An 18,928-nucleotide genomic window follows, 5' to 3' on the forward strand; every position below is an offset into this window, starting at 1 on the left:
TCTGGTCCGATATTTTCCAGTGCGATGAGGAGCGACGAGCATGAGTAGGGAAACTTCATTGGCCAGCGTCAGAGCCGCTTGGCAGCATCTTGTCGACACGGGGCATGTAGACGAGACGGTGGTGCGTCCGGAGGTGGCGCAGTCGTGGCTGCGCTGCCGCGGCCTGGGGATCGACCCGCGCGCGCCCAAGCTGCCGGTGATGCTCGATGCGCGGCGCCTGGCGGCGGTGCGCGAGGAAAACCGCATCCTGATCGAAACCGCCCTGCCGTTCATGGAGTTTCTGCGCACGGCGGTCAAGGGCACGGGCTTCATCCTGGTGCTCACCGAGCGCAGCGGCGTGGTGCTCGAGGTGTTCGGCGACGAGGACATCCTCGCGATGGCGCGCGACAACAACTACGTGCCGGGGTGCTCGCGCGCCGAGGAGGTGGCCGGCACCAACGCGATCAGCCTCGCGCTGATCGAGAAGCGCCCGGTGCAGCTCACCGGCGCCGAGCACTGGAACGTGCGCCACCACCTGTGGACCTGCGCCGCGGCGCCGGTCTTCTCGCCCGAGGGGATGCTGCTCGGGGCGGTGACCCTGTCCGGGGAGACCACGCGCGCCCACCGCCACACGCTGGGGATGGTGATTTCGGCCGCCGAGGCGATCCGCGAGCGGCTGCGCGAGCGCGAAATGGCCGAGGAGAAGCGCGGCAGCGACGTGCTGCTCGCCTCGGTGCTCGGGAGCATTTCCGAGGCGATCATCACCATCGACGCGGCGGGCATGGTGACCCACATCAACCCGGCCGCGTGCAAGAGCCTCGCCGTCACCGCCGGCGAAATCCAGGGCAAGCCCTTCGTGCGGCTCTTTCCCTCGCAGCCCGAGCTCGCCCAGCTGTTGCCCGTGCGGGGGGATAACGCCGCCTTCGAGGTGAGTTCGGAGCGCCCCGGCGGGCGCGGCCACTTCGTCATCACGCCCTACGTGATGTACGCCAACGAGGCCGTGACGGGCGCGATCCTCGCGCTGCGCGAGCGGCGCGAGTTCCTCAACGAGGTGCGCGAGTTCTCCGGCTTCAACGCGGTGTTCACTTTCGACGACATCCTCGGTGAGTCGCCCGCGCTGCTGCGCCAGATCGAGCTCGCCCGCACCGCGGCGCGACAGAACACGCGCATCCTGATCCTGGGCGAGACGGGCACCGGCAAGGAGCTCTTCGCCCAGTCGATCCACAACTGCTCGCCGCGGCGCAGCGGTCCTTTCGTCGCGCTCAACTGCGCGGCGATCCCGCGCGAGCTGATGGAGTCGGAGATCTTCGGCTACCGCAGCGGCGCCTTCACCGGCGCGCGCAAGGGCGGGCAGGTCGGCAAGCTCGAACTCGCCGACGGTGGCACGATCTTCCTCGACGAGATCAATCAGATGCCGCTCGACCTGCAGTCGAAACTGCTGCGCGCGCTGCAGGAGGGCACCATCACGCGCCTGGGCGACACCCGGCCGATCCGCATCGACGTGCGCGTGATCGCCGCGGCCAACGAGGATCTGTACGGCAAGAGCCGCACCGGCGAGTTTCGCCAGGATCTGTACTACCGCCTGAGCGTGGTGGAGCTCGCGCTGCCGCCGCTGCGCGAGCGCGGCGACGACATCGCGCTGATCGCCCGCCACCTGCTCGACACGCTCGGCGAGAAGATCGACAAGCCCGCGCTGTCGCTGTCGCCCCCCGCCATCGAGCTGCTGCGCCAGTACCCCTGGCCGGGCAATGTGCGCGAGCTCGAGAACGTCCTCGAGATGGGCGCCATCATGGCCGAGGGCAGCATCATCAAACCCGGCCATCTCGCCTATCGAATGCGCGACAGGCGCACACCTGAACGCCAGCATGCGGCCGCGTCCTCCCGGGATCAATCGATCCCCGCGATCCAACTCGATCTGATCCGTAGCGCGATCGAGGAGTTCAATGGCAATGTTGCCGAAGCGGCCCGCAAACTCGGACTTTCCCGCAGCACCGTGTATCGACGCATGCAGCAGCACGGTCTGGTGAAGTCGTTCACCGTCAGGTAAAACGCATTCACCACGGGGCAGGATGTCCTGCCCCGGGGCGCGCTACCGCTCACTGCCCGAGCCAATGCTCCAGCGGGCCGACGAGTGCCTGCAGCGGCCGATAGCCGATCGTCAGGGCAGCCAAACCGCGTTCGTCGCGCACGAGTACGGTCGGAAAGCTGTCGACGCCGACACTTCTCGCCTGTCGAAAGTCCTCCTGCGTCGCTTCGATGCTTTCCGCGTCGGCGTACGCCTTCAGGAAAACCTCGCGCTCGATGCCGAAGGTCTCGCCAATCCGTGCAAAGGATTCAGGATCGTTGGGGTTGTGATTGTGGTGGTAAAAACCGCGCTGGGCCGCCGCGAAGTACTCCCACTCCACTTCAGGCTTGAGCCTGCGCGCGACCACGACCGCGCGGCAGGCCTTCTCGGTGTCGTAGATCCAGCCGGTGTTTTCGAGGATCGTGAGGTCGAACGGCTGGCCGGTGCGCTCGCTGATTTCCTGCCAGTGTCCGCGGAGGAAGTTGCGATAGCGATCATCGACGACGTGGGTACCGTCCGGGCGCAGTCCGCCCATTACCAGCCTCACACTTGCGCGGTCGCTATAACTCGCCCGCAGTTCCTGGATAACGTTCGTGAATCCGTAGCACCACGAACACATTGGGTCGCCGAAGTAGATGATTTCTTTTTGTGACATTGCTCAATTTCCAGATTGAAAGGGGACCGTTCGACCGTCGCGCCGATCCCGCACGATTTTTCGCGACCGATCAGGATTGCGTTGCCGGGATCGGCACCCGCTGCCCCACCCGCAGGGCGGTCAGGATCGCCAGCCCCTGGAACAGCGCCACGCCCACGATGACTTGCGAGAGTTGCCCGGCGTCCATCAGCCGGCCGAAAAGCAGCGGCGAAATGGCCAGACCGGAATCCAGACCGGAATATACGAAGCCGTAAATGCGGCCGTAGGACGTTGCGCCTGCCCCGGACACCGCGGACTTTCGCACCAGCATGTCGCGCGACGGTCCCGCCAGACCCGCGCAGAACCCCATGGCTGCCATCAAGGGCACGACAAGCACAGCTGGGGGCGCCGAAGTCGCGAGCACCAATGCGATCAGTGCTGCCGCTGCAAGCCCCCATGCCACCATCCGGTCAGGCGACGGGCCATTGACCAAGAATCCCCCGCTCACGGTGCCAGCAGCGCTCCCCAGCATATAGGCCGTCACGGCCGACGTCGCGAGGGACAAGGAAAGTCCATACATCGTCCCCAACACCGGCGGCAGGAAGTTCTGCACCGCGCTGAATGCCAGCGTCCAGAACACGAAAAACGCGAAACACATCCACACATCGCGCGACTGCAGAAAGCCGAAGGCATTGTCGCGCGCGGGCCCGCCCGGTCGCACGGATATCTCCTCATGCTTTTCGGGCGGCGCGAAATTTCCGCGATAAAGCAACAGCAGGAACGGAACAAGAACCACCACCGCAGCGACAACGGCGGCAACGCGCCATGTCGACGCACTGGCGACAGCGAACATCAGCACCGGTGCCGCCGCCCACCCGAGGGTACCCGTCAGTCCGTGCGTCGAGAACGCATGCCCGAGCCGCGGCGATGAGACATGGCGGTTGAGCAGCGTGAAGTCCGCTGGGTGAAAAACGGCATTGCCGAGGCCGGCGACCGCAGCAGCGAGAACCAGCATGACAGGGTTTTGCGAGACCGCCAGCAACACGCCGGACAGCCCGAGCAGCGCGAGGCCGGCCAACAGCACCCGGTGCGCGCCGAACCGGTCGACGGCAAACCCGGCGACCGCCTGCCCGAGGCCCGAAACGACGAAGAACACGGTCATCAGCAGCCCCACCGACGTGAAGCTCAGCGAAAACTCCTTCATGAGCCACGGGAACAGGGGTGGCAGGACCATCTGAAAGAAGTGCGACGCCGCATGCGCGAGGCTGACAAGGGAAATAACTTCAAAATCGCTGCGCGATGACGCAACTTTGCCGGCTGCATTCATCGGTTCGCCCCTCCCGTCACGGCTCCAGTATGGTTCGCAGCCCTCTCACGCACCGCACGTGTCCGTTGCGACAGGCGTTCGATGTCCTCGACCAGTTCCCCGATTTCCTCGGCCCCCTGGTCCATCGTTATGAACACGATCCGGGTGCGCCGATCTTCGCTCGGCCAGCGATCGAGCCATGAAAGGCTGTGGACGAGCTGCTGCGCACCGTGGATCACCGCCGGGCGCTCCGGCGAATCCTGCATGTGGATGAGTCCCTTGACGCGCAACAGCGCCGGCCCCGCATTGGTCGCCAAGGCTTCGAGCAGGAGTTTGAGCGTCTCGAGGTCCCAGGGCTCGTCCCTGACGATCGTGAAGCGTTTGATCCGGGCGTCGTGGCCGTGGGCCTCACCCTGCGAACTGCCACCATGCACTTGCCGCTCGCCTTGCTGAGCGGCAACGACGCGCCATGCAGGTTCCTGGCGGTTGCTGGCCACGAAGCGCATCAGGGCACCTGCATCCACCTCGCGGGCATCCAGCACTTCGCAAGCAGGATTGAGCCGTGCCAGGCGTTCCCGCAGTTCATCGGGCCGGGTTAGCAGGTCCGACTTCGTCATCACGATGCGGTCGGCCAATGCGATCTGCTTCACCGACTGTTCATGGGCATCTAGCGTGGCCAGCCCATTGACGGCATCGACCGTTGTGACGATCCCTGCCAGACTGAAGCATGACTTGACTCCAGGCGCGGCGACGAGCACCTCCGTGACCGGAGTGGGTTCGGCAAGGCCGGACGTCTCGATCACGACATGGTCGAATTCCGGAATCTCACCCTTCAGGCGCTTTTGATGCAGATCGATCAGCGTCTCGACCAGGTCGCCGCGCACCGAGCAGCACAGGCAGCCGTTCTGCAGCAGAACCACGGAGTCGCTGCTTGCCTCGATGAGTTCGTGATCCAGGCCGATCTCGCCGAATTCATTGACGATCACGACGGTGCCCTTCAATTGCGGATCCCGCAAGGCACGGTTCAACAGCGTGGTCTTGCCGCTGCCGAGGAAGCCCGTGAGGACAGTTACTGGAATGTTGGCCATGATCTTCTCAATGTTCGGGGCGCCGGCGCCCGTCAGCGAAACAGCCAACCGGCGAGAAACTTCACATAAGGCGGCATGATCAGGTAGATGACCAATGCCACGATGGTCGCAGCCACGATGCCGTGGCTGACGCCCCACTGCCCCGCCAGCGGCAGCGAGCGAAACAGCGGTTCGAGGACAGGCGGCACCACCAGGGTCAGGGGCCAGATCACCGAGGTCGTGACGAGCCACTGCTTCCAGCGCACGGGATGATGTTGACCGGGCGCTTCAGGCGTAAACCAGAAGTCGATACCCGAATGGATCTCCACCGCGTCGCCCCCTTCGAGACAACCGCGCACGATATCGACCAGGTCCCGCCGGTCCGTAGAATCGCCCCAGCGGCGGGCCTCGCGCTCGCTCGCGAAGCGCACTACGATCACATACTCCCGACCGCCTTCGGGCGGTCTCGCGACCTGCACCCCGAGGTGCCCCGGAAAGCCCGCCGCCCGCTCCATGATCCGGCGCAGCCAATCCTCATATTCGGTGCTGCAGCCTTCCCGCACGCGGTGCCTGACGACAAAGGACACCTGGTCGCAGGGCGACACATGGAATCCGGGCGGCGTGTAGGCGATCATCCGGGCGCTCCCTTTTCAGCCTTCGGCCGCGCTTCAGCCGCCGATTCCGCCCATGCACAGGTACTTCATCTCGAGGTACTCGTCGATGCCGTACTTCGACCCTTCGCGCCCCAGACCCGAATGTTTGACGCCACCGAAAGGTGCGACTTCAGTGGATATCAGGCCTTCGTTGATCCCCACCATGCCGTATTCCAGCGCGCCGGCGACACGCCACACCCGGCCGATGTCGCGCGAGTAGAAGTACGACGCCAGCCCGAACTCCGTATCGTTGGCCATACGGATGGCTTCTTCCTCGGTTTCGAAGCGGAACAGCGGCGCCACCGGACCGAAGGTTTCCTCGCGTGCAACCGCCATCCCGGTCGTCACATCGGCGAGAACCGTGGGTTCGAAGAAGGTTCCGCCGCGGGCATGACGTTTGCCGCCGACCAGCACCCTTGCGCCTTTGGAGACAGCGTCGGCGATGTGCGCCTCGACCTTGTCGACCGCTGCCTGGTCGATCAACGGCCCCTGCTGCGCATCCGGATCGAAGCCGTCCGCCACCTTGAGCCGAGACACCGCGTCGCTCAGCCGCCGTGCGAATTCGTCATAGACTCCCGCCTGCACCAGCAAACGGTTGGTGCACACGCAGGTCTGTCCGGTATTGCGAAACTTCGACGCGATGGCGCCGGCTACCGCTGCATCGAGATCGGCATCGTCGAACACGATGAACGGTGCATTGCCGCCGAGTTCGAGCGAAATCTTCTTGATCGTCGCAGCGCATTGCGCCATCAACTCCTGGCCGATCTCAGTCGAACCGGTGAACGAGAGCTTGCGCACGGCCGGGTTGGCCGTGAGTTCGCCGCCGATCGCTCTCGCAGACCCGGTGACGACGTTGAACACGCCGCGCGGTATCCCGGCGCGCTCCGCGAGTTCGGCCAGGGCAAGCGCCGAATAAGGCGTCTGGCTTGCCGGCTTGACGACCACCGTGCAGCCCGCGGCCAGTGCCGGACCGACCTTGCGCGTAATCATCGCGTTGGGGAAATTCCACGGCGTAATCGCGGCAACCACGCCCACTGGCTGCTTGATGACTACGAGGCGCCGTCCGGCAACGGGTTCGGGAATTGTGTCGCCATAGATGCGCTTGGCTTCCTCGGCGAACCACTCGATGAAGGACGCGCCATACAGAATCTCGCCCCGCGCTTCGGCGAATGGCTTGCCCTGCTCCGCGGTCAGGATGGCTGCGAGGTCGTCCTGATGGGCGAGCATCAGGTCGTACCACTTGCGCAGCAGCCCGGCACGCTCCTTGGCGGTCTTGGCTCGCCAGGCCGGCCAGGCGGCCTCGGCCGCCAGGATGGCCCGACGCGTCTCGGCGGCGCCCATCCGCGGGGTGGTACCCAGCACTTCGCCGGTCGACGGGTTCCTGACCGGTTGCGACTCACCGTTGTCGGCATCCTGCCAAGCGCCGTCGATGTAGCACTGCTGCCGGAACAGGGCAGCGTCTTTCAGATTCAGCATGTTCTTCCTCTTTATCCGTGACTGCCCACGGGTTTCAAACCGGCGAGCTCTTCGAGCATGGTGACGTAGGCGAAGAAATCCAGTTCGCCGCGGCCGGAGGCGATCATCGCGCCCAGGAACTGGCGCGACACTGCGGCGAGCGGCATGGGCACGTTGGCGTCGCGGCCCGCCTCCAGCGCAAGATCAAAATCCTTGGCCATCTGCGAGGCCGTAAACATCGGCGCGAAGTTGCGCGTCGTCAGCATCTCCGCCTTGTAGGCGAGCAGCGGCGATCCGACGACGCTGTTGTTGATGACCTCGATCATCTGCGCCCACTCGACGCCGCCGCGCTCGCCCAGCGCCAGCGCCTCGCCCAGCATCCCCGCCGTGACCCCCAGCATCATGTTGATGGCGACTTTCAGATACCTCGCCTGTTCGGCCGGCCCGAGGTAGTAGAGCTTCTTGCCCATCGCCTGAAGCAGCGGCAAGCAGCGCTCGTAGGCGTCCTTCGGACCGGACGCGAGGATCGTGAGCGCGCCGGCCGCTGCGGTCGTCGTGCTGCCCGAAACGGGGGCGCGCAGGTAGTGAATACCCTTCGCCGACGCAGCCGCAGCGATCCGTTCCGACAAGGCCGGCGAAACGGTGCTCATGTCGATGAACACCATGCCCGGGGTCGCCGCCTCGAACACGCCGCCCGCATCCAGCGTGATGCCCTGCAGCGCGGCATCGTCGCTGACCATAGAAATGACGATCGCACAATCGCGCGCCAGCGCCGCCACCGATGGCGCCAAAGCGGCCCCCTTTTCGACCAGCGCGTCGGCGCGCGCTGCGGAGCGGTTGTAGACGGTTATCGCGTGCCCCGCAGCCAGCAGATTAGCGGCCATCGGCGTACCCATCTTGCCCAGGCCGATCCAGCCGACCCGCGTGTCGTTCGCGGCCTTCATCACCGAGACCCCGCTCATGGCTGCCCCCAGTACAGCATCGCGACTACCAGACAACACAGGGACCAGAAAATCGGAAACTCCATGCCGTTGAGGTTCCACAGCCATTTCGCGCAGCGATTCGCGAAACAGACAGCCATGGCTGCAGTCATCAGGCTCGCCGCGGCGACGAGTGCGACCCATTGCGTGTAGATGCCGAACAGCAGGCCGATCGCCGCCACCAGTTCGATGACCATCGCGATTCTCATCCAGACGCCCGCGGGCCTGAATCCGGCTGCCTTGAAGAAGCCCAGCGCCGGTGGCGGGTTGCCGACGATCTTGAAGTAGATATGGGGAAAGAAGAAAAGGCTGCAGATGATGCGGAGCAGCACTGCGCCATTAGTGAGATCGAAAGTGGAAATGGTAAGAGCCATATTTCCCCGCATATCTGATAAGTCGCGCCGGCTTAGGTCCGGTGCGGTGCCATGAACACGATCATCTTTAGGGACTGCCCGCCGGTCGGTCTGACCGAATGGCGCGCCCCCTTCGGGATGAACAGGCTGTCGTCCGGCCGCAGCGCAAAATGCTCGCCTTCCACATACGCCTCGCCTTCGCCCGACAGCACGAAGAAGCCGTGCTCGCATCCCGGATGGGAATCCTCCAGGCCTTCGCCGCCGGGATGGATTTCCACCAGATACAGCTCGGCCTGGCTTGCACCGACGGTCTTGCCATTGACGAGGGCACGTGCATCGGTCAGCGTGTGCAGGGCCGGACAGACCGGAGTCTGTCCGGCCGCGTGGACCAGACGCCCCCGGGTCGCCTCAGAAGACATCGCAACCTGGCAGACCGCAGGAAATCAGGCGGTCCGAGGGGAAATTGGTAATGACCTCGCAACCGTCCTTGGTCACCACCACCTCCTCCTCGATCCGCGCCGCGCCGGAACCATCGGCCGCGCCCTTCCAGGTCTCGACCGCGAACACCATGCCTTCCTTGAGGACGGTGTTCTGCCCCTGGAAGCGGCGGCTGATGATCGGACGCTCCCACAGGCTCAGGCCGATGCCGTGGCCGTATTCCAGCAGGAAGGCCTCGTCCTCGTTGGCATAGCCGAATTCCTGCGCGGCCGGCCACACGCTCGCCACTTCCTCGACGGTCGCCCCCGGACGGATCGCGTCGATCGAAGCGCTGATCCATTTCGAGGCCGTTTCATACGCCTCGATCTGGTGCTTGTTCGGCTCGCCGCATACGAAGGTGCGGTAGTAGCAAGTCCGATAGCCGTTGAAGGAGTGCATGAGGTCCAGATACACCATGTCGCCCGGCTGGATGATGCGGTCGGAGAAGGTATGCGAATGCGGCGTGCCGCGCGGACCGGCGACCGAATTCACACACTCGACGCGCTCGGAGCCGAGGCGGAACAGGCGGTCGTGGGCAATCGCGACGAGTTCGTTCTCGCGCGTGCCCGGCCGGATCGCCTTGCAGATGTCGTAATAGGTGGCATCCACCATCGACGCCGCCACCTTGAGGCACTCGATCTCATCGCGCGTCTTGACCTCGCGCGCGTCGAGCATGGCCTGCTGGCCATCGACCACCTCAATGCCTTCCTGCTCCAGCGCACGCAGCATCGGCAGCTCCAGCAGGTCGATGCCCAGCGGCTCCTTTTCGATGCCGTAATGCACCAGCATCTTCTTGATCTGGCGCGCGAAGTCCCGCTGCGCGCCGACCTTCGGCGGCAGCGCGCCCTGCATGTTGCTGATCGGCGCCGCCACGCGGTCCGCGATCCACGGCGAGCTGATGCGCTTGGCCGGCGGCGCCGGATCCCACAGGTAGGGCTCGCCGTCACGCGGGCAAAGCGCATAACGGTCGAACTTGTCGCGCACCCACTCGCCGATGTGCGTGCCGGTCACGTACCGCACATTGTCAACGTTGAAGCACAGCACCGCGCCCAGGCCGGCGGCCTTCACCGCGGCCTGAGCACGTTCGAAACGCTCGCGCACCATGCGCGGGTAGTCGATGCCGCGCTCCCAGTCCTTGGCCATCGTGCCCCAGCTGGCGGTGGCATGCGGTCGGTTGTACTTCATGTTTGTCTCCTCGATTGCTTATCAGTAATCACAACGGCAGGAAATCAAGCCGGGGTTTCCTGATGGTTGGGGAAAAGCTGCGGACGCAGTTTGGGGAGGCAAGGCGTCGAACGGGCGGGATACTGGGCTTCGGCACCAAAAGTTTCGGCGGCATGCCATGGGAATCGCGGATCCCACATCGCGCCACGCCCCATGCAGACAAAGTCGGCTTGGCCCGATTCAACGATCTTGGTTGCGACGTGCGGATCCGCAATCAAGCCCACGACCATGACCTTGATGTCAGCCTCGTTGCGGATACGCTGGGCAATCTCGGCGTGATAGGCAGGCGCAAGCGGAACGGCCTGCGCGGGGTGAAGACCACCACTGGAGACATCAATGTAGTCGCACCCGAGTTTCCTGAGCTCTCGCGCAAACGCGACGGTCTCGTCGACGGTCCAGCCTCCTTCCACCCAGTCCGAAGCGGAAACGCGCGCCCCCATGGGCTTGTCCTTCGGCCAGACTTCGCGCATTGCTTCGAAGGTTTCGAGCGCAAACCGCATTCGATTCTGCAGGCTGCCGCCGTATTCGTCAGTACGCTGATTCGCCAACGGCGACAGGAACTGATGCGTCAGATAACCATGACCGGCGTGCATCTCGATCAGGTCGTAGCCGATGCGCAGCGCTCGCTTGACGGACTCCACATGGTCGTCCTGGATCTGCTGGATTTCAGCCTTGCTGAGCGCACGCGGAACGTGCCAGCCGGCGGCGTACGGAATGGCCGAGGGCGCCACGGTCTCCCAGGCACCGTCGTCGGCCTCGAGCGGGTGCCCGCCCAGCGCCGGCGGGTGTGTCGAGCTCTTGCGGCCCGCGTGGGCAAGCTGGATGCCTTGGGCGGCAACGCCGAACTTCTTGTTGAAATCGATGACGCGCTTCAGCGCGGCTTCGTTTTCATCGGTACACAGCGTCGCGCACTTGTGGGTGATTTTGCCCACGGTATTGACGTTGGTCGCCTCAGTCATTACCAGCCCGAAGCCCCCAATCGAGAAGTTGCCAAGATGGTAGAGGTGCCAATCGTTGGCCGAGCCGTTTTCCGAGATGTACTGGCACATCGGGGATACGACCAACCGATTCTTGAGGGTCAGGCCACGAAGTTCGATGGGGCTGAAAAGCTTATTATGCATCGCAGGTATCTCCTGTTAATCGTTCAGATGCGATCTAATCCGGATAAGGGACCGGATTGTCTCTACGTACATCAATGCAAGGCCTGTGCCAAGCCGTTGCATGGATGCACGTAATTGATTTTCTTGGTATTTTTTTGCGATGAGACGGAAGGCTGAGATACATCCGTCTCACACTTCGCACACTTGTCGCAAAGTGCGACGAGTTACTTGACGGTGACCTGCTTGACGATGCCGTGCTGCTGCATGCGGCGGTACACGGTGGCGCGGGACAGGCCGAGCTTGCGCCCGACCAGATCGACATTGCCGTTGAACTCCTCGATGGCGCTGCGGATCAGTTCCAATTCGATGTCCCGCATCGAACGCACGTCGGCTGCCGGTGGCGCCTGGGTCGCCGCTGGCGCCACCGGCAGCGGCGCTTCCCGGCGCTGGGTTTCGCGCATTCGATAGGCGACATGAGCCGGTTCGATGATGCTGCCCTCGGCCATGATGGCGCCCATCTCGAGGACGTTCTCGAGCTCGCGCACATTGCCCGGCCAGGGGTACTGGCGCAGCAGCTCGATGGCGGGGGGCGACAGCGACAGCGCGGGCTTGTCGATCTTCTCGCCGAGCGTGTCGAGCAGGTGGCGGGCGATCAGCGCGATGTCGTCGCCGCGCTCGCGCAGCGGCGGCAGCGCGAGCTCCACCACGCTCAGGCGGTAGTACAGATCCTGGCGAAACTCGCCGGTGCGGCTCTTGCCGTACAGATCCTCGTTGGCCGCGGCGATCACGCGCACGTCGATGCGGATCGGCCGGGTGTCGCCCAGGCGCGTGATGGTGCCCTCCTGCAGCGCGCGCAGCAGTTTCGACTGCAGGTCGAGCGGCATCTGATTGATCTCGTCGAGGAAGATCGTGCCACCGTCGGCGAGTTCGAGCTTGCCGACCTGCCCGCCCTTGCGCGCGCCGGTGAAGGCGCCGCTGCGGTAGCCGAAGATCTCCGACTCCATCAGCTCGCGCGGGATCGCCGCGCAGTTGAGCGCGACGAAAGGACCGCTGCGCCGCGGCGAGCAGTTGTGGATCGACTGGGCGAAGAGCTCCTTGCCGGTGCCCGTCTCGCCCAGGATCAGGATGCGCGTGTTCTGTCGCGCCGCGGTGCGGGCGAGCTCGATCTGGCGCAGCAGCGCGGGCGACTCACCGAGGATGTCGTCGAAAGTGAACACCGCGTTGAAGCCGGAGAACTCGCGCACCTCGTTGAGGAACTCGCGCCGCTCGCGCAGCGCGAGGATCGCGCCCGTCACGGCCTCGTTGGCGTACATCACGTAGGGCGTGATGACGAAGTGGCCGCGCCCGCCGGGGCGCTCCGAACTCACCTCGAAGGCGGCGTTATCCCCCCGCACGGGCAACAGCTGGGCGAGCTCGGGCTGCGAGGGAAAGAGCCGCACGAAGGGCTTGCCCTGGATTTCGCCGGCGGTGACGGCGAGGCTCTTGCACGCGGCCGGGTTGATGTGGGTCACCATGCCCGCCGCGTCGATGGTGATGATCGCCTCGGAAATGCTCCCGAGCACCGAGGCGAGCAGCACGTCGCTGCCGCGCTTCTCCTCGGCCATTTCGCGCTCGCGCAGCCGCTCGCGGATCGCCTCGGCGGCCGAAATCACCATCCCCAGCGTGTGGCGGTGGGCGCGCGTGGTCTCCCCGGACAGGGTCACCGCCCCGAGCAGCATCCCCTCGGGCGAGAAGACCGGCGCCGCGGCGCAGGTCCACAGGTGGTGGCGCACGTTCCAGTGCTCGGCGCCGGTGAGCTGCACCGGGCGCTTCTCGATCAGCGCGAGGCTGATCGCGTTGGTGCCGGCCACCTCCTCGGCGCGCGAGCACCCCGGCACGTAGTTGTTGTCGCGCGCCATCGCGAGGATGTCCTCGTCGCCGAACACCTCGAGCACCACGCCGCTGCGCTCGGTGAGCACCAGGATGAAGCCCGTGCCCTTGACCGCCGTGCGCAGAAACTCCATGAACGGCAGGGCGGTTTCGATCAGGATGCGGTTTTCCTCGCGCACCGCCGCCAGGCGCCGCGCATCGAGCATCACCGGCAGCTTGGGCGCGCGCGGGTCGATCCCCAGGCCGCGGCAGCGCAGCCACGACTGCGCCACCTCCGGACGCACCACCGTCTCGTCTACATGCCCCGTGTCGACAAGATGCTGCCAAGCGGCTCTGACGCTGGAGAGGAAACCGTCCACAGCCGTGGCCTCTGTGGTCACGTGTGGATCGCGCGGCCGTAGGCGGCGAGCGTCGCCTCGTGGAGCATCTCGGACAAGGTCGGATGCGGGAACACGGTGTGCATCAGCTCAGCTTCCGTGGTTTCCAGCGTCTTGCCGATCGAGAAGCCCTGGATCAGCTCCGTCACCTCGGCGCCCACCATGTGCGCACCGAGTAGTTCGCCCGTTTTGGCATCGAAGACCGTCTTGATGAAGCCCTCCGGTTCGCCCAGCGCGATGGCCTTGCCGTTGCCCATGAACGGGAAGCGTCCGACCTTCAGCTCGTAACCGCGTTCCTTCGCCTGCGCTTCGGTCAGCCCGATGCTCGCGATCTGCGGGCGACTGTAGGTGCAGCCCGGAATCCGTGTTTTGTCGAGCGGATGGATGCCGTCGACGCCGGCGATCCGCTCGACGCAAAGGATGCCTTCGTGGCTCGCCTTGTGAGCCAACCACGGTGCCCCTGCGACGTCGCCGATGGCATAGACGCCGGGCTCGCCGGTCTGGCACCACGCGTCGGTGACGATGTGGGTGTTCTCGACCTGAACGCCGGTGCCTTCCAGCCCGAGGTTCTCGACGTTGCCGACGATGCCCACCGCGGCGATGACGCGATCGGCGCGGATCTCGGTTGTTGTGCCCTTGGTGTCGATGACGGCGATGACGCTGTCGGCCTGCTTCTGCAGCGACACGACGGAGGAGGAGGTCAGCAGCTTCATGCCCTGGCGTTCGAAGGCCTTGTGGGCGAAGGCCGAAACTTCGGCGTCTTCGACGGGCAGGACGCGGTCGCGGACCTCGACGACCGTCACTTCGGCGCCGAGGGAGCGATAGAAGCTCGCGAATTCGATGCCGATCGCGCCCGAACCCACGATCAGCAGGGATTTCGGCATGCGCTCGGGCGTCATCGCTTCCTTATAGCTCCACACCAGCCGTCCGTCCGGCTCCACCGGCGCCATCGCTCGCGCGCGCGCGCCCGTCGCGAGGATGATGTGCGTCGACTGGATCTCGGACACGCCATCCTTTTGTTCGAGCCGGATGGTGCCCGACCCCGCAAGCCGGCCCGAACCCTCGAAGACCTGCACCTTGTTCTTCTTCAGCAGGTGTTTTACGCCCGCATTCAACTGCGCCGCGACACCGCGCGAGCGCGCGACGATCTTCTGCAGATCGAAGGAGGCGCCCTGGACTTCGAGGCCGAAGTCGCCGGCATGCTTGAAATGATCGAAGATCTCCGCCGAGCGCAGCAGCGCCTTGGTCGGGATGCAGCCCCAGTTGAGGCAGATGCCGCCCAGATGCTCGCGTTCGATCAGCGCCGTACGCAGGCCGAGCTGCGCCGCGCGGATCGCGGCGACATAGCCGCCGGGGCCGCCGCCGATCACGGTAAGGTCGAATTTTTCCTGTGCCATTGCCGCGCTTCCTATACCAGCAGACCGAGGGGGGTTTCGAGCAGCGCCTTGAAGGCGGCCAGGAATTCGGCGCCCACGGCGCCGTCGACGACGCGGTGGTCGACGGACAGCGTGCAGGTCATCACCGTCGCGGGCACGATCGCGCCGTCCTCGATCACCGGCCGCTTCTCGGCCGTGCCGACCGCCAGGATGCACGCCTGCGGCGGGTTGATGATCGCCGCGAAGTCGCGCACGCCGTACATGCCGAGATTCGAGATCGTGAAGCCGCCGCCCTGGTATTCGTCGGGCTTCAACTTGCCCTGGCGGGCGCGTTCGGCGAGGTCTTTCACTTCGGCGGAAATGGTGCCGACGCTCTTCGCATCGGCCTGACGAACGACCGGCGTGATGAGCCCGTTCGGCGTCGCTACCGCCACCGAGATGTCGATGTCGCGGTAGCGGCGCACGCCCTCGTCGCTCCACGACGCGTTGGTCGCCGGCACCCGCTTCATCGCCGCGGCGACCGCCTTGACGATGAAGTCATTGACCGAGACCTTGACGTCCGGGAGCGATCCGTTGACCTGCTGGCGCAGCGCGAGGAGCTTGTCCAGCCGGCAATCGACCGTCAGGTAGAAATGCGGCACCTGCTGCTTCGATTCGCTCAGGCGCTGCGCGATCACGCGTCGCATCGACGAATGGGGAATGAGCTCGTAGCCGGCGCCGGCCGCCTGCGGCGCCGCAGGCTGTGGCGCCTTGACGGGCGCTTCGGCGACAGGTGCGGCCACGGCACCGGACGCCGGTCTCTGGGCGCTCATCGCCGCCTCGATGTCGCGCTTCACGATGCGCCCCTGCGGGCCGGAGCCGGAAATGTTGACGAGGTCCAGGCCGTGCAGGAGGGCGAGGCTGCGCGCCAGCGGGCTCGCAAAAATGCGCGTGCCGTCGTGGGCAGCCGGAGCGTGCCCGGTCGACGGCGCTGCGGCCGGGGCTGCGACCGCAACCGCGACCGCCGTCTCCCCGCCCACGGCCGCTGCGGTCGGGGCGGCCGCCGATTGCGCCGCGGAGATGGTGCCACCCAAGGTTTCACCCGGCGCGAGCAGCGCACCCATGGGCTCACCGACCTTGACGGTCGCCCCGTCCGCGACGAAGGCCTTGAAGATGCCTTCCGCTTCCGCTTCGACCTCGAGGATCGCCTTGTCGGTCTCGATCTCGGCGATGACCTCGCCCTTTGCGACGGTTTCCCCGTCCTTCTTGAGCCAGCGCGCCAGCGTCCCTTCGGTCATCGACGTGGATACCGACGGCATGATGATTTCTGTTGCCACAGTTTCTCCCGACTCGTTATGCGGTGATCGAATTGCCTGCCGGCGACGGTGTCGCGGGCAGGGGTTGGCCCATATCGGCCATCATCCTGGTGAAACCGGCGCGAATCTCCTCCGCGCCGACGAAGGCGGCACGCTCGAGCACCTTCGAAACGGACGGCGACGACTCGCCGCCGTGGATGCGCTGCACCGGCTGGTCGAGGTAGTCGAAGAAGCGCCGCTGGATCTCGTCGGTTAGCATCGCGCCGTAGGAAACGGTTAGCGGGCCCTGTTCGAGCACGACCACGTTGTTTGTCTTGCGGATGCTTTCGCCGATCGTGGCCCAGTCGATGCCGGCGCGGTCGAGCGAGCGCAGGTCGATGATCTCGACGTCGAGCCCCATCTCGTCGGCCACCTTGAGCGCGAGCGGAGTCATCGCCAGGTAGGTGAGGACCGTGAAGGCCGAGCCCTTGCGCACGACCTTGGCCTTGCCGAGCTCGATGCAGTAGTCGAGATCTTCCAGCGGCCCCTGGTCGGTGGTGTTGTAGAGATCCGTGTGTTCGATGACCAGAACCGGGTCCTCGCACTTCAGCGCGCTGTTCATCAATCCGACGTAGTCGAACGGCGTGCTCGGCGCCACGATGCGCCAGCCGGGCCACATCGCGTACATGCCGGCCGGGTCCATCGAGTGCTGCGAGCCGTAGCCGGTGCCGATGGCGCACTTGGTGCGCAGCACCAGCGGTACTGCCGAGTCGCCACCGAACATGTGGCGCGCCTTGCCGATCTGGTTGAACAGCTGGTCGGCTGCGACCAGCGCGAAGTCGGAATACATCAGTTCCACGACCGGCCGATACTGGCCATCCTGGGCGACGCCGCCGGCAAGGCCGACAAAGCCCTGTTCAGCGATCGGAGCCGGGATGATGCGGTCGGGGAAGCGCTCGGCCAGTCCCTTGGTGGCGCCGTTCGTTCCGCCCTTGAGCCGATGGATGTCCTCGCCCATGCAGAAGACGCGCTCGTCGGTCTCCATCCGGCGCCCCATGACCCTGGCCACGGCATCGACGAACTTTACGTCGCCCACCGGGCCGGACGCGGTTTCCAGTTCCTCGAAGCGGGCATCCTTGAACTCGGACAGATCGCCACGCAGGCCCTGGTCGCGGAATTCCGGCTTGGGCCACAGTTCTGCGCGTATGCGGCGTTTGGAGCCTTCACCTTCGACCAGGCGTTCCACGATGCCCTGCATCGCGCTTTCGCAGTGCCGGCGAATCGCGGTGTTTTCATCGGCGGTGAGCCACTGGAGATTGATCATCTCGCGCACCGTGCGGTCCAGCGGATCCTTCGCGATCCATGAGGACTCCTCGTCCTTCTTGCGATAGCCGAAGGCGCTGCCGGCCACCGAGCCGCCGTGATGGAAATAACGGTAAAGGACCGCCTCGATGATCGTCGGCCCCTTGCCCGCGCGCATGCGCTCGATGGCAGCTTCCGACGCGAGCCGCACGGCCACCGGGTCCATGCCGTCGACGCGCCATGCCGGAATCGCATACGCGCCGCCGCGCGAAGATAGGCGGGTTTCCCGGGTTTCCTCCTCCAGCGTCGTGGACACCGCGTAGCCGTTATTCTCGATGAAGAAGCAGATCGGCAGGTTCCACAGCGCCGCGAGGTTCATCGATTCCGGCACGGCGCCGATGTTCATGCCGCCGTCGCCGAAGAAGGTGAAGGTGACCTCGCCCTTATTGCGCCGCTTCTGTGCCCACGCCAGCCCGTTGGCGATGGGCACCCCACCGCCGACGATGGCGTTGGTGCCCATCGCTCCTGCCTCGACCCAGCGCAGGTGCATCGAGCCGCCGCGGCCCTTGCAGAAACCGTCGGAGAGGCCAAGGATCTCCGCGAGGGTGCGGTAGAGGAAGGTCTGGACTTCTTCGGGCAGGGGAGCGGCGCGCGGATCGTAGGAGGGTGAATCGATGTGCTGCATCCCCTTAACGAGGAACTGGTGGTGGCCGCGATGGGCGCCGGTGATCATGTCGCTGGAATTGAGCAGCATCACGGAGCCGACGGCGCCGCCTTCCTGGCCGATGCTGGAGTGGGCCGGCCCGTGCACGAGGCCGAGCTTCTCCAGGTTCAGCACCGCCTCCTCGAACGCGCGCACGAGGTGGTGGTAATACAGCACGCGCAGCAGTTCTGTCTTGCCGAGCTTCTTCCAGTCTTGCGGGGTCGAAGCCAGCTCGATCCAGGGCTCGGCGTAGTCTAGATTGGTAATCCTTGGCATCCTCGTTCCTCAGGGTGATGTTCAGTGGCGACTTTTTCCGTACGCCGGATCCTTGCTCGATCCGGACGCTCACCGGATTAACAAGCCTTGAAGTGCAAGAGCCATGCCATTCAGTAAAATGTCATCCAAGGCATTGAATTAACAATGAAACGCAATGCGGATCGGGTGTTTTCAAGGTCTATCTTTGCGACACGCGTCGCAAATTGAAACCCGTTTCGCAAAAGCATGCATGCCGTGTCGCAGACGGCCGCTCGTGGCGTCCAAACAGCGAATTCGCAAGGATTGCGACGAGTGTGTACCGCGTGTAGCGGTTTGAGACGTGATTCGCAGACTGCGACGCGCATGCCACTGCGACGACTCGACTGCCGCATTCGCCTCGGCAATAAAACCCATAAAAATCAGTAAAGTGAGCAGTTGTTCACGGACTGGCACAGCAATTGCGACGTGCTGTGGCATGG

15 protein-coding genes are annotated in these 18,928 nt (G+C 65.0%); 1 reads left to right on the top strand and 14 read right to left on the bottom strand.

The annotated features are described in order from the left end of the window. Positions 1–40: 40 nt before the first annotated feature. A complete protein-coding gene (locus tag GO606_RS00480; RefSeq protein WP_246979206.1) occupies positions 41–2,026 on the top strand; it encodes a sigma-54-dependent Fis family transcriptional regulator in 1,986 nt (661 codons plus the stop codon). Positions 2,027–2,075: 49 nt separating this feature from the next. On the opposite strand, the gene GO606_RS00485 is transcribed toward GO606_RS00480, so the two are convergent. The 14 genes from GO606_RS00485 to GO606_RS00550 all read right to left on the bottom strand — a co-directional run bounded on the left by GO606_RS00485 (position 2,076) and on the right by GO606_RS00550 (position 18,470). Then, entirely contained in the window at positions 2,076–2,699 is a 624-nt protein-coding gene (locus GO606_RS00485; protein WP_169120288.1) for a DsbA family protein, read from the bottom strand. A gap of 70 nt (positions 2,700–2,769) precedes the next feature. Next, positions 2,770–4,005, bottom strand: coding sequence for an MFS transporter (locus GO606_RS00490; protein WP_169120290.1), 1,236 nt, complete (start codon positions 4,003–4,005; stop codon positions 2,770–2,772). Continuing rightward, positions 4,002–5,210: a CobW family GTP-binding protein gene (locus tag GO606_RS00495; protein WP_246979207.1), complete on the bottom strand. Its 1,209-nt coding sequence runs from the start codon at positions 5,208–5,210 to the stop codon at positions 4,002–4,004. Before GO606_RS00495 ends, GO606_RS00490 begins: the two co-directional genes overlap by 4 nt. Then, a complete protein-coding gene (locus tag GO606_RS00500; protein WP_169120294.1) occupies positions 5,105–5,686 on the bottom strand; it encodes an antibiotic biosynthesis monooxygenase in 582 nt (193 codons plus the stop codon). The genes GO606_RS00495 and GO606_RS00500 overlap by 106 nt, the downstream gene beginning before the upstream one ends. 33 nt (positions 5,687–5,719) lie before the next feature. Continuing rightward, the gene (gabD, locus tag GO606_RS00505) at positions 5,720–7,180 is read right to left on the bottom strand and encodes an NADP-dependent succinate-semialdehyde dehydrogenase (protein ID WP_169120296.1); all 1,461 of its coding nucleotides are present in this window, start codon (positions 7,178–7,180) and stop codon (positions 5,720–5,722) included. Positions 7,181–7,191: 11 nt separating this feature from the next. Beyond that, positions 7,192–8,121: an NAD(P)-dependent oxidoreductase gene (locus GO606_RS00510; RefSeq protein ID WP_211166816.1), complete on the bottom strand. Its 930-nt coding sequence runs from the start codon at positions 8,119–8,121 to the stop codon at positions 7,192–7,194. Beyond that, positions 8,118–8,513, bottom strand: a complete 396-nt coding sequence (locus GO606_RS00515; RefSeq protein ID WP_169120298.1) for a DoxX family protein — start codon at positions 8,511–8,513, stop codon at positions 8,118–8,120. The genes GO606_RS00510 and GO606_RS00515 overlap by 4 nt, the downstream gene beginning before the upstream one ends. A gap of 32 nt (positions 8,514–8,545) precedes the next feature. Continuing rightward, on the bottom strand, positions 8,546–8,911 hold the full coding sequence (locus tag GO606_RS00520) for a cupin domain-containing protein (protein ID WP_169120300.1): 366 nt from the start codon (positions 8,909–8,911) through the stop codon (positions 8,546–8,548). Continuing rightward, on the bottom strand, positions 8,901–10,154 hold the full coding sequence (locus GO606_RS00525; protein WP_169120302.1) for a M24 family metallopeptidase: 1,254 nt from the start codon (positions 10,152–10,154) through the stop codon (positions 8,901–8,903). Before GO606_RS00525 ends, GO606_RS00520 begins: the two co-directional genes overlap by 11 nt. A 44-nt stretch (positions 10,155–10,198) precedes the next feature. Continuing rightward, positions 10,199–11,314: an NADH:flavin oxidoreductase/NADH oxidase gene (locus GO606_RS00530; protein ID WP_169120304.1), complete on the bottom strand. Its 1,116-nt coding sequence runs from the start codon at positions 11,312–11,314 to the stop codon at positions 10,199–10,201. A gap of 203 nt (positions 11,315–11,517) precedes the next feature. Then, positions 11,518–13,542, bottom strand: a complete 2,025-nt coding sequence (locus GO606_RS00535; protein ID WP_246979208.1) for a sigma-54-dependent Fis family transcriptional regulator — start codon at positions 13,540–13,542, stop codon at positions 11,518–11,520. Then, the gene (gene lpdA, locus GO606_RS00540) at positions 13,539–14,936 is read right to left on the bottom strand and encodes a dihydrolipoyl dehydrogenase (RefSeq protein ID WP_169120069.1); all 1,398 of its coding nucleotides are present in this window, start codon (positions 14,934–14,936) and stop codon (positions 13,539–13,541) included. Before lpdA ends, GO606_RS00535 begins: the two co-directional genes overlap by 4 nt. An 11-nt stretch (positions 14,937–14,947) precedes the next feature. Further along, positions 14,948–16,231 carry a pyruvate dehydrogenase complex dihydrolipoamide acetyltransferase gene (locus tag GO606_RS00545; protein WP_169120067.1) on the bottom strand — a complete coding sequence of 428 codons (1,284 nt, stop codon included), beginning with the start codon at positions 16,229–16,231 and terminating at the stop codon, positions 14,948–14,950. A gap of 16 nt (positions 16,232–16,247) precedes the next feature. Continuing rightward, entirely contained in the window at positions 16,248–18,470 is a 2,223-nt protein-coding gene (locus tag GO606_RS00550; RefSeq protein WP_169120065.1) for an alpha-ketoacid dehydrogenase subunit alpha/beta, read from the bottom strand. Between the last annotated feature and the right edge of the window lie 458 nt (positions 18,471–18,928).

Origin of the sequence: Aromatoleum anaerobium (assembly GCF_012910705.2) — a bacterium.
GTDB lineage: Bacteria > Pseudomonadota > Gammaproteobacteria > Burkholderiales > Rhodocyclaceae > Aromatoleum > Aromatoleum anaerobium.